Annotated in this window: 13 protein-coding genes and 1 riboswitch; of the genes, 3 read left to right on the plus strand and 10 right to left on the minus strand. The window is 66.3% G+C overall.

What is annotated here, in order from left to right; translation table 11 throughout:
* Positions 1-41: 41 nt before the first annotated feature.
* The 6 genes from QNO03_RS08155 to QNO03_RS08180 form a co-directional block, all read right to left on the minus strand.
* Positions 42-3,092, minus strand: coding sequence for a thioester domain-containing protein (locus QNO03_RS08155; protein ID WP_289602916.1), 3,051 nt, complete (start codon positions 3,090-3,092; stop codon positions 42-44).
* A gap of 124 nt (positions 3,093-3,216) precedes the next feature.
* A complete protein-coding gene (locus tag QNO03_RS08160; RefSeq protein WP_289602917.1) occupies positions 3,217-4,500 on the minus strand; it encodes a deoxyguanosinetriphosphate triphosphohydrolase in 1,284 nt (427 codons plus the stop codon).
* Positions 4,501-4,508: 8 nt separating this feature from the next.
* Positions 4,509-5,681: a tRNA dihydrouridine synthase DusB gene (gene dusB / locus QNO03_RS08165; RefSeq protein ID WP_289602918.1), complete on the minus strand. Its 1,173-nt coding sequence runs from the start codon at positions 5,679-5,681 to the stop codon at positions 4,509-4,511.
* Between the two features lie 115 nt (positions 5,682-5,796).
* Entirely contained in the window at positions 5,797-6,702 is a 906-nt protein-coding gene (locus QNO03_RS08170) for a GNAT family N-acetyltransferase (RefSeq protein WP_229949948.1), read from the minus strand.
* Positions 6,702-8,090: a glycine--tRNA ligase gene (locus tag QNO03_RS08175; protein WP_229949946.1), complete on the minus strand. Its 1,389-nt coding sequence runs from the start codon at positions 8,088-8,090 to the stop codon at positions 6,702-6,704. The genes QNO03_RS08170 and QNO03_RS08175 overlap by 1 nt, the downstream gene beginning before the upstream one ends.
* 155 nt (positions 8,091-8,245) lie before the next feature.
* Entirely contained in the window at positions 8,246-9,292 is a 1,047-nt protein-coding gene (locus QNO03_RS08180) for a DMT family transporter (protein ID WP_502874565.1), read from the minus strand.
* A 71-nt stretch (positions 9,293-9,363) separates the two neighbouring features.
* Here QNO03_RS08180 and QNO03_RS08185 point away from each other — a divergent pair, with 71 nt between their 5' ends.
* A complete protein-coding gene (locus tag QNO03_RS08185; protein WP_229949942.1) occupies positions 9,364-9,594 on the plus strand; it encodes an RNA-binding S4 domain-containing protein in 231 nt (76 codons plus the stop codon).
* On the opposite strand, the gene QNO03_RS08190 is transcribed toward QNO03_RS08185, so the two are convergent.
* Positions 9,591-10,253: an alpha/beta hydrolase gene (locus tag QNO03_RS08190; RefSeq protein WP_289602919.1), complete on the minus strand. Its 663-nt coding sequence runs from the start codon at positions 10,251-10,253 to the stop codon at positions 9,591-9,593. The two genes, QNO03_RS08185 and QNO03_RS08190, sit on opposite strands and share 4 nt — an antisense overlap.
* Positions 10,254-10,337: 84 nt before the next feature.
* Here QNO03_RS08190 and QNO03_RS08195 point away from each other — a divergent pair, with 84 nt between their 5' ends.
* Positions 10,338-11,189, plus strand: coding sequence for an SGNH/GDSL hydrolase family protein (locus QNO03_RS08195; RefSeq protein WP_502874566.1), 852 nt, complete (start codon positions 10,338-10,340; stop codon positions 11,187-11,189).
* 9 nt (positions 11,190-11,198) lie between these two features.
* Here the strand turns inward: QNO03_RS08195 and QNO03_RS08200 are convergent, their stop codons facing one another.
* Positions 11,199-11,639: an SRPBCC domain-containing protein gene (locus tag QNO03_RS08200; RefSeq protein WP_229949936.1), complete on the minus strand. Its 441-nt coding sequence runs from the start codon at positions 11,637-11,639 to the stop codon at positions 11,199-11,201.
* Positions 11,640-11,750: 111 nt separating this feature from the next.
* Between QNO03_RS08200 and QNO03_RS08205 the strand changes: the two genes are divergently transcribed.
* Complete coding sequence (locus QNO03_RS08205; protein ID WP_289602920.1) at positions 11,751-12,530, plus strand: VOC family protein; 780 nt, start codon at positions 11,751-11,753, stop codon at positions 12,528-12,530.
* Positions 12,531-12,546: 16 nt separating this feature from the next.
* On the opposite strand, the gene metX is transcribed toward QNO03_RS08205, so the two are convergent.
* Both metX and QNO03_RS08215 read right to left on the minus strand, forming a co-directional pair.
* Entirely contained in the window at positions 12,547-13,671 is a 1,125-nt protein-coding gene (gene metX / locus QNO03_RS08210; RefSeq protein WP_289603256.1) for a homoserine O-acetyltransferase MetX, read from the minus strand.
* Between the two features lie 38 nt (positions 13,672-13,709).
* A complete protein-coding gene (locus QNO03_RS08215) occupies positions 13,710-15,026 on the minus strand; it encodes a bifunctional o-acetylhomoserine/o-acetylserine sulfhydrylase (protein WP_289602921.1) in 1,317 nt (438 codons plus the stop codon).
* A 77-nt stretch (positions 15,027-15,103) separates the two neighbouring features.
* Positions 15,104-15,220, minus strand: a riboswitch (SAM riboswitch).
* Positions 15,221-15,266 lie beyond the last annotated feature (46 nt).

Below are 15,266 nucleotides of genomic sequence, written 5' to 3' on the forward strand. Positions count from 1 at the left end.
GAAGCCGGCCGGGAACGCCCCCGCTGTTGTGTCCTTATCCGTTACTCCTCTGCCTGCCGACGGCGGCTGAGGTAGATTCCCAGCCCCCCGCTCAGGAGCAGCCCGGCGGCCAGGGCCAGCGGACCTGCAACCGAGGTGGCACCGGTAGCCGGCAGGTCCGGACGGGCGGGCTGCAGCTCGGGACGAACAAATGCGGGCCGGGCAGCGAATTCGTAGCTGTTGGTGACCACGGCCGTCACAGTGTCGCTGGCCGCTACCGTCACCGCTGCGGGCAACGTGGATTCCACCTCCACAGTTGAGGTTGCACCCGTGCTGGTCTCAGTGACGGCGCATTCGCTGCCCGCGGTGAGGCCCGCAAACTCGGTGGTCACCTCTCCTGTGGTGCCGGCAGGAATGGTTACCGTCTCGTCCAGGGCGGACCCGTCCGTGCCGCACCGGACTTCCAGGACGACTTCACCCTGTTCGCCCGCAGCAGCCCCGGTGATGACTTTGGTGACCACTAGGACACCCGGAAGCAAGCTGTAGGTATTCGTCACCGTCGTGTCGACGGTATCGCCGGCGAGAATTTCGATGTCCGCGGGCAATTCGGTGGTCACGGTGACCGCGGCGGTGGCCCCGGTCACCGGTTCCGTAATGGCACAGGAGGCACCTGCCGGGATATTCGAGAACTGCGCCCCGACGTTTTCGGTGGTCCCGGCCGGCACCTGGGAAACCTCCTCGAACACTGTGGCCCCGTCCAGGGTGCACAGGACATCGACCTCCACGGATTCCTGGTTCCCGGCCCCCGCACCGGCAATGACTTTGGTGACGTTCAAGGTGCCGGGGTTCACCGCGTAAGTGTTGGTGATGGTAGCTTCCGCTGTTCCCCCGGCGGCTATGGTTACGTCTTCCGGCAGGTCCACGGTGACGCCCACCGCGGGAGTTTCACCCGTAACGGGTTCGGTGACCCCGCAGCTGGCACCTTCCGGAATTCCGCTGACTGTGCCGGGAACGGTTCCTCCGGCACCTGCTTCGATGGTGATGCCCTGCCGTATCACCTCTTGTCCGCCAGCGGTGCAGATGACCTCCACGGTGATGGGGCCCTGCTGCCGTGCTGCCGGTCCGGCAATCACCTTGTCGACGATCAGGGCGCCCGGGTTCACCGTGTAGGTGTCTGTATAGACCACTTCCACGCCGTCACCGGCAGGAATGGTCACGGCACCGCCGGCAGGAGTCACAGCCGTGGTCACGCTGACCTCGGTCGTGGCCCCGTTAGCGGTCTCCGTAACCGTGCAGGTGGTGCCGGAGGGAAGGCCCTCAAATTCCTCGGTGGTGGGTTCGATGGTTCCGGCCGGGATGGTGAAGGTTTGGTTCAGGCCGGAGGAGCAGGTCACCTGCAGCGTGACGGCGCCCTGCCGGCCCGCCCCGGTCCCGGCGATGTCCTTGCGGACGGCGAGGGTTCCGGTAGTGAAGGTGTAGTCATTCGCCAGTGCGGCGGTAACGCTGCCCGCGGCCGGAACCGTTACGGTCCCTTCCCCGGTCACAGTGACGGCCACAGCAGCGGTTGAACCGTCAACCGTTTCCGTCACGGTGCAGCTGGTGCCGGCGGCAAGGTCGGGGAACTCGGCCGCCTCCGGGGTAATGGTCCCCTCCGGAATGGTGACCGTGGTGTCCAGGACGGTGGCCCCGTCCAGGGTGCAGACGACAGAAATCGTCACCTCATCCTGGGCCCCGGCGGCCTCCCCGGTATTGGTTTTCGTGACCACCAGCGTTCCCGGCGTGAAGGTGTAGGTGTCGGTGACCGCCGCCGTCGCCGTCGTTCCGGACACGATGGTGACCGCGCCGGGCAGGATGGTGCTCACCTGGACGCTTTCGTTGGCTCCGGTGGTGGGTTCGGTGATGGTGCAGGTAGACCCCGCGGGAATGTCATTAAAGGTCTGCGACGGCGTTCCGGTGGTCTCCGCCTCGATGCTAAAGGTGAACTGGTTATCAGTGCCGCAGTCGATACTGATCACCACGGCACCCTGGCTGCCTGCTGCAGGGCCGGCAATGGACTTGGTAACGGTCAGCGATCCAACTTCGGTGAACGCGGCGGCCGCCGTCGCGTTGGAGCTGAGCTCCCGGGTGACCGCCAGGATCAGCTTCTGCGCGTTCTCCACCCCCGCAGTCCCGGCGTCGTATAGATAGACGTTGCCCGTGGGTACGGTGACGGCCGCACGTGCCGAGATGTTTGCCGGGCCCGTGGCGCCGGTATCGCTTCGCACCCAGAACTGCGCTCCGCTGGGCACGGGACTATTGAGCGGCACAGTACCTTCGGCATCAGCGTAGAGGCTGAACCCTTCATCGATCGTCACCTCGATTTCATCCGCTTCCGACGTCACCGTGTGCGGCCCGGCAACACCGGTCACGGGGGCTCCCGTGGTGGGCGGTGTGATGGCAATGGCCGGAGGGTCGGGCTCCTCCAACGGCCCGGCGGCAATGGTGGCATTCACGATCGAAGCCACAATCGGGTAGAGAGAGCTTTGCCGGTTCACCACATATCCGTCCGTGAAAAACCAGATGGCAGCCTGCACGGCCGCGGCCCGCGTGTTGTTGTTCACGCCCGCCGGAAGATTCGTGCTCGGATAATAGTTGTTCAGGATCCGGTTGACGTATCCGATGTTGGGGACGTTGGACTCGTCCCAGCTGCCGTTTCCGTAGCCGATACCGACCCGTGTGGAGGTGCGGAGGTCGATGCAGTACATCTCGGCCGTGGTGGTGCCGCTGGCGTCCTGGGTATTGATGATGCCGGCAAAGCTTACGTTTTCCGTCTGGTACCCGGCCGGAACACCGTCGGGATACGCATCAATGGGCCAGGTTTGCCCCAGGGGCGGCAACCCTCCCTGCACCCTTGTCCCGGCGCCGAGCGACGTGATCACGATGTCCGTGTTCGTGTTGCTGCCAGGAGGCGCACCCAGAAGAGGCCCGGGATCCACGGCGGCCTGCGCGGGCAGCCCCAGCGGCAACATCGCCAGGCCCAGCAGGAAAACCAGGAGGCTCCGGGAGCGGAACCTTCGACTTCCGTCCCTGACGCGACGTGGTTGGCGGGAACGGGGTGTCTGCTGAGTGCTCATAGCGGTCCTCTGGTGCGCGTGTCCGGCCGACCGCCCGGCAATAGTGAATCGCCGAACGCTGAACCACCCCGCGCCAGAGGCTAACGGTCCAGCTGCCCCTCCACCAGAGAGCAGGCGGGGATTCCTACCAGAGCGCCGGAACCGGGCCTACGAGCCGCTCGTGCAGGGCGAGTGCCGAACCATCCGTCAGCGAAGCCACCTGGTCGACGACGACGCGCAGCCGGGCGCCGTCGTCGGCCGCGTCCCGCCAGTCCGCCGCGAACATGGGCTCCAGGTGCCGGTCGCCGGTGGCTTCGAGCTGGGCGACCAGGGCCGTGAGGATTTCGCGCTGGCGCTCGTACAGCGGCTGGCGCTGGTCGGTGGTCATAACGAACGTGGTCGCCAGCCCCTTCATGACGGCGATTTCCAGCTGGGTGCCCTCGGGGACCACCATTTCGGCGTTGTACCGGGTCAGCGGATCGGTGCCGTAGATGCCGCGGGTGGCTTCCAGTGCGCTGTTGCAGAACCGGCCGATCAGCTGGCTGGTCATGTCCTTGAGCGCGGCCATGGCCCGGCGGCTGCCGTCGGACTCGCGCACCCAGACGTTGGTGGCTTCCAGCCGTGCGAGTGCAGCCTCAATCGCGGCCGCCTCGACGCCGGGCAGGTACCACTGCTGGGTGTAGCCCACCACGCGGGCGCGCTGGTCGGGGTTGTCCAGCCATTTGAGCTGCACATGGCCGGCCACAATGGCGTCCTCAACGTCGTGCACGGAGTACGAGATGTCATCCGCGAGGTCCATCACCTGGGCCTCGAGGCAGGAGCGGCCGGCCGGAGCGCCGTCGCGCAGCCAGGTGAAAACGGGCAGGTCATCCTCGTAGACACCGAATTTCGTGGTGCGGTGGCCGTTCACCAGCGGGGCGTCCGCAATGGACCAGGGATACTTCGTGGCGGCGTCCAGGCTGGCGCGGGTCAGGTTCAACCCGGCCGGGGTGCCGTCCGGAGCAATGATCTTCGGTTCCAGGCGGGTCAGCAGCCGCAGCGTCTGCGCGTTGCCTTCGAAGCCGCCGATCGCATGCGCAATATCATTCAGGGCGGTCTCGCCGTTGTGCCCGAAGGGCGGGTGCCCCAGGTCGTGGGAGAGGCAGGCGGCGTCGACGACGTCGGGGTCGCAGCCCAGCGCGTTGCCCAGTTCCCGGCCCACCTGCGCCACTTCGAGGCTGTGCGTCAGCCGGGTGCGGACAAAGTCGTCCGTGTCCGGGGCGACCACCTGGGTCTTGGCGCCGAGCCGGCGCAGTGCGGAGGAATGCAGCACCCGTGCCCGGTCGCGGCCGAACTGGGTGCGGTTGGTGTTCTTCGCCGGTTCCTGGACCCAACGGGCCAGGTCAACGTCGGTGTAGCCAGCGGTCTGGACTGCCTGCGGGAAGGTCATGGGGTGCTTTAGCCGCCTGATACGTCGAGTTCGGCTGCGGAAATGATGGATTTCTGGGCGGCGTTAAGTTCCCGCCCGTCCAGCCAGCCTTCCGGCAGCGCTGTCTTTTTGGGTGTTCCGGCCCGTCCGCGCGGCCCCTCGGCGTCTGTGCCGGGGTACGGTGCATCGGGGTCCAGCTGGTCCAGCAGTTCACGGAGCACCGCCAGGGACGGTACCGTCGCCAGTTTAGCGCGGAGGTCTCCCCCGACTACGTAGCCCTTGAAGTACCAGGCCATGTGCTTGCGGATGTCCCGCAGGGCAATGACTTCGTCGCCGAAGGTCTCCACCAGCAGTTCGGCATGCCGGTACACACTGTCGGACACCTGCTTCAATCCCGGCCGGTGCCGTTCGGAGCGCCCCTCAAAGGCTGCTTCCAGGTCGCCGAACAGCCACGGGCGGCCCTGGCAGCCGCGGCCGATGACGACGCCGTCCACACCGGTTTCGCGCACCATGCGGATGGCGTCCTCGGCGGACCAGATGTCGCCGTTGCCCAGGACGTTCATGTCCGGCAGGGCTTCACGCAGCTCGGCGATGGCGGACCAGTCGGCCTTGCCGGAGTAGAACTGCGATGCCGTGCGGCCGTGCAGGGTCACCGCGGCCACGCCGGAATCACGGGCGATCCGGCCGGCGTCGAGGAAGGTCAGGTGGTCCTCGTCAATACCCTTGCGCATCTTGATGGTCAGCGGCACGTTTCCCCGGGAGGCTTCCTTCACGGCGGTCTGCACAATCGCGGTGAACAGGTCCAGCTTCCAGGGCAGGGCGGAGCCGCCGCCCTTGCGGGTGACCTTGGGGACCGGGCAGCCGAAGTTCAGGTCAATGTGGTCGGCACGGTCCTCCTCGATCAGGAGGCGGACGGCTGCACCGACGGTCTTGGGGTCCACGCCGTAGAGCTGGACCGACCGGACCTTTTCGTCGTCGTCGTGCTTGATGATCCGCATGGACTCCGGCGAACGTTCCACCAGGGCGCGGGAGGTGACCATTTCAGTCACGTAGAGTCCACCGCCGTATTCGCGGCAGAGCCGGCGGAAGGCCTTGTTGGTGATGCCGGCCATGGGCGCCAGGATCACCGGGGTGTCCACGGTGATGGGGCCCAGCTGCAGCGGGGGAAGTTCAAGCTTGAGTTCCGGAGATAAAACAGTCACCTGACTATTCTCGCAAGCCGATGCAAATCCGGAATGCCGCGCCGCAGGTGATGTGCCCAACGCGCAGGAGGCGGTCCCGGCATAATGCCGGAACCGCCTCCTGTGGTGCTGCGTGCTAGTCGCTGAGGATCAGCGTTTCGCTGCCGATCTGCCGGGCGACGCCGGCCTTGATCAGCGGTTCCAGTGCCCGCACCACGGCGGTCATGGATTCATCCACTTCCAGCTGCACCGGGTACTGGTACGCCAGCATGGCCACCAAGGACTCGACCGCGGCCTGTGCCTCGTCGAGGTCCAGGGTGGTGTCGTACCCGACCAGGACGTCGGCGGGCTCATCCGTGCGTTCCTGCGTGTAGCTCACGGCGAAGGCGGCGATCTTGCCGCCGTCCTTCTTCGGCTTGTCACGCAGCACCACGGCGCCGGAGGCACCGGTGGCATCGTTGAGCAGCATCTGCTGGGCGCGGCCGAGGTTCATGTCGGCGCGGTCCCAGCCGTGTACCGCGTTGTAGAACTGGACCACGGCCTGGGTGAGCTCCACCGAACCGGTGGCTGCCTCATCCAGCTGGGGCCCGTCATCGGTGAACACGGGCAGCTTCAACCGGCCCGGCTCCACCAAAACCACGCAGGAACGCTGGATCAGAGTCAATCCCGCGGCCTCGGCGAACGCGGCGGCAGGGGTGCCCGGCTCCACCTTCGCGCGCAGCTTCCGCACGCCCGACGGCGCGGACTCGGCTTCCTTGCGCAGCATGTCGAGCAGGGTGCTGCCCAGTCCGGTGCGCCGGTTTTCCCGGGCAACCTCCACATAGGCCCACAGCCGGTCCGGATGCAGGCTCGTTTCGTAGACGACGCCGGCGGCTACCGGGATACCGTCGTCTTCGGCCACGATGCAGCGGCTCCACGGCTCGTTGGACGAGGGCCGCAGCACGGCACGGAACTGCCCGGCCTGCGCGCTTTCCGGGTCGCCCCAGAGTTGGTTGAGTTTGAGGTCGTCATCTTCACGCCATTCGCGGAACGAGATAGCCATTACGCGCCGATCAGGCGTTCGGCGAGGTAACCCTCAACCTTGTCCAGGCTCACCCGCTCCTGCGCCATCGTGTCGCGTTCACGCACGGTGACTGCGTGGTCTTCGAGTGTGTCGAAGTCCACGGTGATGCAGAACGGGGTGCCGATCTCGTCCTGGCGGCGGTAGCGGCGGCCGATGGCGCCGGCGTCGTCGAAGTCGATGTTCCAGTTCCGGCGCAGCTGTGCGGCGAGGTCCTTGGCCTTGGGCGAGAGGTCCTCGTTGCGGCTCAGCGGCAGCACGGCGGCCTTGACCGGTGCCAGGCGCGGATCCAGCTTCAGGACGGTGCGCTTGTCGACGCCGCCCTTCGCGTTGGGTGCCTCGTCCTCGGTGTAGGAGTCCACCAGGAACGCCATGAAGGAACGGGTCAGGCCTGCGGCGGGCTCAATCACGTACGGGGTGAACCGCTCGTTGGTGGCCTGGTTGAAGTAGCTCAGGTCGGTGCCGGAGTGCTTGGAGTGCGTTCCGAGGTCGAAGTCGGTGCGGTTGGCAATGCCTTCGAGCTCGCCCCATTCGGAGCCCTGGAAACCGAAGCGGTATTCGACGTCGGTGGTGCCCTTGGAGTAGTGGCTCAGCTTTTCCTGCGGGTGCTCGAAGAGGCGCAGGTTGTCCGGGTTGATGCCCAGGCCGGTGTACCAGTTGAAGCGGTTTTCGATCCAGTACTTGTGCCATTCCTCGTCCGTGCCCGGCTCGACGAAGAATTCCATTTCCATCTGCTCGAACTCGCGGGTGCGGAAGATGAAGTTGCCCGGCGTGATTTCGTTGCGGAAGCTCTTGCCGATCTGGCCGATGCCGAACGGCGGCTTCTTGCGCGACGTGGTCAGCACGTTGTTGAAGTTTACGAAGATGCCCTGGGCCGTCTCCGGGCGCAGGTAGTGCATGCCTTCTTCATTGGCCACCGGGCCGAGGAAGGTCTTGAGCAGGCCGGAGAATTCCTGCGGCTCGGTCCACTGTCCCTTGGTGCCGCAGTTGGCGCAGGCAATGTCGGCCAGGCCGTTTTCGGGGGCGTGGCCCTTCTTTTCCTCGTAGGCCTCTTCGAGGTGGTCGGCACGGTAGCGCTTGTGGCAGCTGAGGCACTCGACCAGCGGATCGGAGAAGACCTCCACGTGTCCGGAAGCTTCCCAGACCGGGCGGGGAAGGATGACTGCGGAATCCAGCCCGACGACGTCGTCGCGGCCGCGGACCATGTGCTGCCACCACTGCTTCTTGATGTTTTCCTTGAATTCGACACCCAGGGGGCCGTAATCCCATGCGGACCGGGACCCGCCGTAAATCTCACCCGACTGGAAGACAAACCCCCTGCGCTTGGCGAGGGAGATGATGGGATCCAGCTTGGATTTGGTCGAAGCCATGGAATGGTACCGCCGTTCTTTTCGTGTCTAGAGGGCCGCTGGGTGCGGTCCTCTTCTGGTCCCTTTGGCATCCGCGCCACCACCAAAAGGGTGCACGGAAGTTCGCCGCCGGGCAAAGCTACAACTACCAGCTTAAGGCGACAGCGCCCGCGGACCTACCGGGGCGGCTTGGGCGCGGCGTTCCGGTTCCGGGACGGCACGTTCCCGGCCCCCGTTGTCCCGGTACGACGACGGCGGAACGGCCCGCCGCCGGGCATGTTCCACGGCAGCGTGGCCAGCACGATGGCGAGCAGCGTCAGCAGGGTCCCGAGCACAGTGGCCGCCACCACCACGCTGCCCGGTGCGGGGAAGACAATATCCAGCAGGAGCGAGCCGATCAGCTGCCCGCCGATGAGGCCGAGGCTGGTGAGCAGCACACCCAGGCTGCGGACCAACAGGGCGCCGACGCCGATGAAGATGCAGCCCAGCGGGCCGCCCAGGTAGAGCCACCATTCCCCGGGGAGCGGATTGCCGGCTCCCGACACGGCGACCTTGATCCCCCACATCACGGCCAGCAGGACGGTGCCGGCGATGAAGTTCACGAGCGTGGCCGTGATGGGGGTGCCGTAATGCATGCCGGTAGTACCGTTCATGGCCTGCTGGAAGCTCATCAGCATGCCGGCCGTCAGGGGCAGCAGCACCGGCAGGAGCCATTCGGATGGCTCCGACCCTCCGCTCAGCTTCGGGCTGACTGCCCACGCCACCGCAGCGATGGTCAGCACCGCTCCCACCACGCGCATCATTGTCAGCGCCTTCTTGCCGGCCGGTCCGATGCCGAGCCGGTCAACCACCAGTCCGGTGAGGGTTTGCCCGGCGACGGCAGCCACGGTGAACACCGCTACACCCAGCACGGCGACGGTGAGGGTCTGCGAGAGGACGAAGTATCCGCCGATCATGCCGGCCAGGACGTAGTACCGGGGGAACCGGCGTTCCCGCAGCGAGGGAATCAACTGTCCGGCTCCGGCGCGGCCGCGGGGCAGGGCCAGGCTGATGATGACCATAACCACCAGTCCGACTACAAAGCTGACCAGCGCGGCGGCCAGGCCGTCGTCGAGCCGCTCCCCCAGGGCGCCGTTGACGCGGGCCTGGGACGGAATGGCAACTCCGGCCAGAAGGGACAGGGGCAGACCGATCAGCGGGGACATCCGCACAGCATGTGGCACCCGACCACCCTACCGCTCACGCCGGCCGTCTTCGGGAAGGCCGGGGCGGCAAAATCGGGCAGAATGGAGGCATGAGTTCCCCCAATCCCCAAGACCTGCCCATTCGTGACGAAATGATCCGCCTGGGCCAGCTGCTCAAGCTTGCCAATCTGGCCGAAGACGGCATCGAGGCCAAACAGCTGATCGAAGACGGCATGGTGAAGGTGAACGGCGACATCGAAGAGCGCCGCGGCCGCCAGCTGCATGCCGGTGATGTGGTGTCCGTCAACGGTGAGACGCTGCGGATTACCCGCGAGGGCTAACCCACCCGGTTGCCGGCGCGCAGCACCGTGTGCACCAGGAACTCCTTCACATGGCCCAGTTCCTGCATGTTGATGCCGTGGCCCATGTTCGAGTAGAGGATTTTGGTCAGCGCGGTGCGGGCATTGAGCCACGCGTGCGTGTATTCGATCCGCGGTGCGTCGATGACCGGGTCTGCCTGGTCGCGGCCCCAGAAGAACGGCACGCCGCCAGGCTGCAGGTCGTCGTCGTGAAAGAACGGATTGTCCTGCGACGGGACAACAAACCCGGAAAGCCCGACGACGGCGGCGAAGTCCCGGGGGCGGTGGCGCAGCAGCGTGGTAGCCACCGCCATTCCCATGGAGAAGCCCAGCAGGCTCACGCTGGTGTGGCCGTCCCGAACGGTGTCCAGCCACGCCGCGACATCCGCCACGGACTCCACCACCGCGTCGACTGAGTAGTCGGCCTCGCTCATCAGCGGGAACCAGGTGTACCCGGGCCCCTGTGCCTGCGGTGCCCGGACGGAGGCGATGGTGAACTCCGCCGGCAGATAATCGGCCAGCCCCATCAGGTCCTCTTCGTTGGCCAGGTAGCCATGGAACAGCACCAGCAGCGGGGTACCTGCCCGTTCGGCTTCGGGTTTTGACCAGAGGACAACAGGATTCCACGCGGATTTCGTCATGCTTTTATTCTGGCATGCCGATATTTGCAACCTGTTTAAAACCTACGGTCGCGTAGCCGAAGGGCCGTTTGTCAGTATTGAGCGGTGAGTACTCCGCCTGCTGCCGCCCTTCCCACCGAAACCCAGCCGGAACAGCCTCCCCTGCACCTCTGGACGCGGTTCGTGGCGATGGGTGATTCCTTTACCGAAGGGATCGGGGATCCCAACCCGGACAGCCCGGGCGGGAACCGCGGCTGGGCGGACCGCGTCGCAGAGGAACTCGCCTCCGAACACCCGGATTTCGCCTACGCCAACCTCGCTGTCCGGGGCAGGCTGCTGGACCAGATTATTGATGAGCAGCTGGAACCGGCCCTTGCCCTTCAGCCCGATCTGGTCACCATCTGCGCCGGCGGCAATGACGTGATCCGTCCCGGTGGAGATCCGGACCGGCTCGCCGAACGTATGGACGGTGCGGTTGCCCGGCTCCGGGCCTCCGGTGCCGGGGTGGTGCTGTTCACCGGTCCGGATCTGGGCAACACTCCCGTACTGGGTTCCGTCCGCGGGCGGGCCGCCATTTACAACGAAAACCTCCGGACCGTCGCCAAGCGGCATAAGGCCATCGTCGCCGATATGTGGGCGCTGCGTGAACTGGGTGATCCGCAGATGTGGGCACCGGACCGGCTGCACTTCTCACCGCTGGGACATCACACCATCGCTGCCATGGTGCTGGATACCCTGCATGTACCGCACTCCCTGCAGCCCCTGGAGACCAAGCCGCTGCCGGCCAAGAACTGGCGCACGGCCCGCTCCGAGGACCTGGTCTGGGCACGGGAATTCCTCTTCCCCTGGGTCGTCCGCCGGGTGCGCCACCAGTCCTCGGGTGACGGGATTTCCGCGAAGCGTCCCGAAGCCGGTCCGATGTTCGGGCAGCGCATGCCGCAGGGGTCTGCGGACTAGGGCTGTTTGTCAGGAACCGCCCGAATGCTGTGCCTGGTCGGTTTTTTCGGCCTGCTCAATGAGGTTCGCCAGGTGGAAGGCCCACCCTTCCCGGTGGGCTGCGGAGAGTTCGGCGCCCACTCCGGCGTCGAGCCCCGCAAAGCCGCTCTCGGTCACCGCTACCCCCGTGGCATCGACCTCATCGGTCAGTTCGAAACTGACTACCGTGTGAGCACCCCATTCGGGTGCGGTCCAGCGGAAGGAAAGCAGCCGACCCGGGGCGACGGCCAGTACCGTACCGGTGGCGGTGTGCTCCACGCCGTCCTCACTCCACCGTTCCTTCAGAGGTGCACCCGGGTGCGGAGCGAAGTCCATGTCCGGCCACCAGGCCGCCCGGTTATCGACGAGCACGTGCCATAGAACCTCCGGGGTGCACTGCGCCCGGCCGGAAAGAGAGATCCGATCTGCCATGGGGAATGTTCTCCCATGAATTGCTGCTGCGGGCAAGGGGAAATCCCTGTTGTCCGCGGATAGGGATTGGTATAACTGCCGGTATCTCCCTTTGAAGAGGTGATGACCGCCATGCCCGCTGCACCCGACCATTTCCCTGCCGGCGCCCCTTGCTGGGCGGACCTTTCTTCTTCGGACCCCGGCCGGGCACGGGAATTCTATGCGGGGTTGCTGGGCTGGGATGCCGTGGATCTGGGCCGGGAGTACGGACATTACTTCCATTTCCTGCGGAACGGATCCGTGGTGGCCGGCCTGATGCAGAACTCCCAGGAGACGGGCTTTCCCGATTTCTGGACCGTGTACCTCTCGTCCGACGATGCCCGTGCAACTGCCGATTCGGCCACCGCCGCCGGAGGGCAGGTTCTGCTCGGCCCCGGCATGGCCGTGGACCAGGGCAGCGTGGCGGTGTTGGGCGATCCGACCGGCGGAACCGTCGGCGTCTGGCAGCCGGAGACCCACCGCGGGTTCGCCCGTATTGACGAACCCAGTGCCCCTGTCTGGTACGAACTGATGACCAACGACTATGCGGCTGCCCTGGACTTTTACCGGACCGTGTTCGGCTGGGAAACGGAAGTTCTCTCCGACACGGAGGATTTCAGGTACACCACCCTGCAGAGCGAGGACCGCCCGGTTGCCGGAGTCATGGACGCCGCCGCTGAACTGCCCGGGGGCATCCCTTCCCACTGGGAGATTTACTTCGGCCATGCGGACATTGGCGCCGCTGCGGAGCAGGCGGAACAACTGGGCGGATCGGTGCTCCGCCTGCCCGAAGATTCCGACTATGGGCGGCTGGTGCAGCTCGCCGACCCCACCGGAGCAGCATTCTGGCTGATGGCGGCCACCGAAGCCTAGCTTTCCTGTCCCACGCCTAGCCCGCCTGCCCGAACACCTCCCGCTTCAGGGCACCGGAAATCTCCTGGACGCTGGTCAGGAAACCGTCGTGCCCGATGGGTGCCCGGATGAGGTGGACGGAGGTCCCCCGTGGAAGGGCTGCGGCCAGGTCCGCCGACTGCTGGGGAAAGTACAACCGGTCCGATTCCACCGCTGCAATAAAGAAAGCCGCGGTTGTGCCTGCGAGCGCGGCGCGGAGGGATCCCCTGCCCCGGGCGACGTCGTGGCTGACCAGGGCCTCGGTGAGCACCAGATAGCTGTTCGCGTCGAACCGGCCGGCCAGCTTCCGGGCCTGGTGGTCCAGGTAGCTCTCCACGGAATACCGGCCCCTCCCCGCTGGGACTGCCGCTCCGAACGGGTCCTCGGCCCCCTGCGGAGAACGGCCGAACCGGTATTCCAGCTCCGGTTCGGACCGGTAGGTGATGTGCGCGATCCTCCGGGCCAGCCCGAGTCCGGCCAGCGGCGGGGAACCGTTGTAGTAGTCGCCCCCGTTGAAATCGGGATCGAGGCGGATCGCGGTCAGCTGCGCCTGGGCGAAGGCGATCTGCTCCGCCGTGCTGGCCGCCGTCGCCGCGATCACCCCGCAGTGCAGCACCCGGTCCGGCTCGGTCACCGCCCATTCCAGGGCACGCGCTCCCCCGAGGGAACCACCCAGCACCGCATGCCAGCGGGCAATGCCGAGCCGGTCCGCCAGCCGCGCCTCCGCCCGGACCGAGTCGCGGATGGTGACGAACGGAAACCTCGACCCCCAGGGCAGTCCGTCCGGGTCCGGTGATGCCGGACCGGTGGATCCGTAGCACCCCCCGAGCATGTTGACCGAGACCACGAAGTACCGGTTGGTGTCCACGGTCCGCCCCGGGCCCACGAGCTCCTCCCACCAGCCCGGCTCGCCGCTGCTCCCCCGCGCCACATGGCTGCTTCCGGTCAGGGCATGCGGAACCAGGACCGCATTGCCCGCCTCCGGGTTCAGCTGGCCCCACGTCTCGTAGGCGAGGACGACGTCGGGCAGGTACCCGCCGGTTTCCAGCTCCAGTCCCCCTATGGAGGCATACTGCAGCACCCCGTCCTTAGCGGTGGGGTGCTGCAGCGGTGGCACCTGCAGGGACTTGCCCTGGGGTGCCGGGTTCCGGGTCACGGAGCCTACGCTCCCTTGGCAGCCCGGAACCCGGCGTCGAGGTCCGCGAGGATGTCGTCGATATGTTCGACGCCCACGGAGAGGCGGACCAGCCCCGGACTGACACCGGCCGCCAGCTGCGCTTCAGCTCCGAGCTGGCTGTGCGTGGTGGATGCCGGGTGGATCACCAGGGAGCGCACGTCGCCCACATTGGCCACGTGCGAGTGCAGTTCCAGTCCGTCGACGAAGCGTTTGCCGGCGTCTATGCCGCCCTCGATTTCGAAGGAGACAATGGCGCCGGTACCGCGCGGACCGTAGGTGCGGCCGCGGTCAAACCACGGACTGGACTCCAGGCCCGCGTACGCCACGGACACGACGTCGTCGTGCTGTTCCAGCCAGTTCGCTACGGCGACGGCGTTGGATACGTGCCGTTCGATCCGCAGGCTCAGGGTTTCCAGGCCCTGCGCGATCAGGAAGGCGTTGAAGGGCGACACCGCGGATCCGAGGTCGCGCAGCAGCTGGACGCGTGCCTTGAGGATGAACGCGAGGTTCGCCCCCAGCGCTCCGTTGACGCCCAGGTCCCGGGCGTAGACGAGCCCGTTGTAGCTTTCATCGGGCGTGTTGAAGCCGGGGAACTTCTCCGGATCGGCAGCGAAATCGAAGTTGCCCGAATCCACGATCACGCCGGCAATGGCGGTTCCGTGTCCGCCGAGGTACTTGGTGGCCGAGTGGACCACAATGTCGGCGCCCCACTCGATCGGGCGGATCAGGTACGGCGTGGACAGCGTGTTGTCCACGATCAGCGGAATGCCCGCGTCATGGGCCACGGCACTGATGCCTTCCAGGTCCAGGACATCCTGCCGGGGGTTGGAAACCACCTCGCCGAAGAACGCCTTGGTGTTGGGCCGGACGGCGTCGCGCCACTGGTCCAGGTTGTCCGGGTCCTGCACGAAGGTGGTTTCAATACCGAACCGCTTCAGGGTGTGCTTCAGCAGGTTGTAGGTGCCGCCGTAGAGGCTGGGGCTGGCGACCACATGGTCGCCCGCCTGCGCCACGTTCAGCAGCGCGAAGGTTTCCGCCGCCTGTCCGGAAGCCAGCAGCAGGGCGCCGACGCCGCCCTCCAGCGACGCGATCCGGTTTTCCACCGCTTCCTGGGTGGGGTTTCCGATCCGGGTGTAAATGGGTTCCAGTTCGGCCAGCGCAAACCGGTTGGCTGCGGCTTCGGCACTGGGGAAAACGAAGGACGTTGTCTGGTAGATGGGCAGGGCACGTGCGCCGGTGACGGCGTCGGGCTCCTGGCCTACGTGGATCTGGCGGGTTTCAAATGACCAATCTGCACTCATGATGCTCCCTCAAACCAGGGGCCGCACAACGCCGCCGGGGTGCATCCGGGTACGCCGGATATCCGGTGGGGTCGTGGGACCCGCGCTTGCCGGACGCCCGTTTGGCGTACGGCCAGGTCTTCACCCGGGGCACCCCACCGCGGTTGGAGGGTTGCCGGCCAGCAAGCCGGGGCTATCTGCTGGCACTCATGACCTGCACCAATGGAAACCGATCTAGCGGCGTTCTGCAAGCTCTGTGAC

Origin of the sequence: Arthrobacter sp. zg-Y877 (assembly GCF_030373105.1) — a bacterium.
Classification (GTDB): Bacteria; Actinomycetota; Actinomycetes; order Actinomycetales; family Micrococcaceae; genus Arthrobacter_B.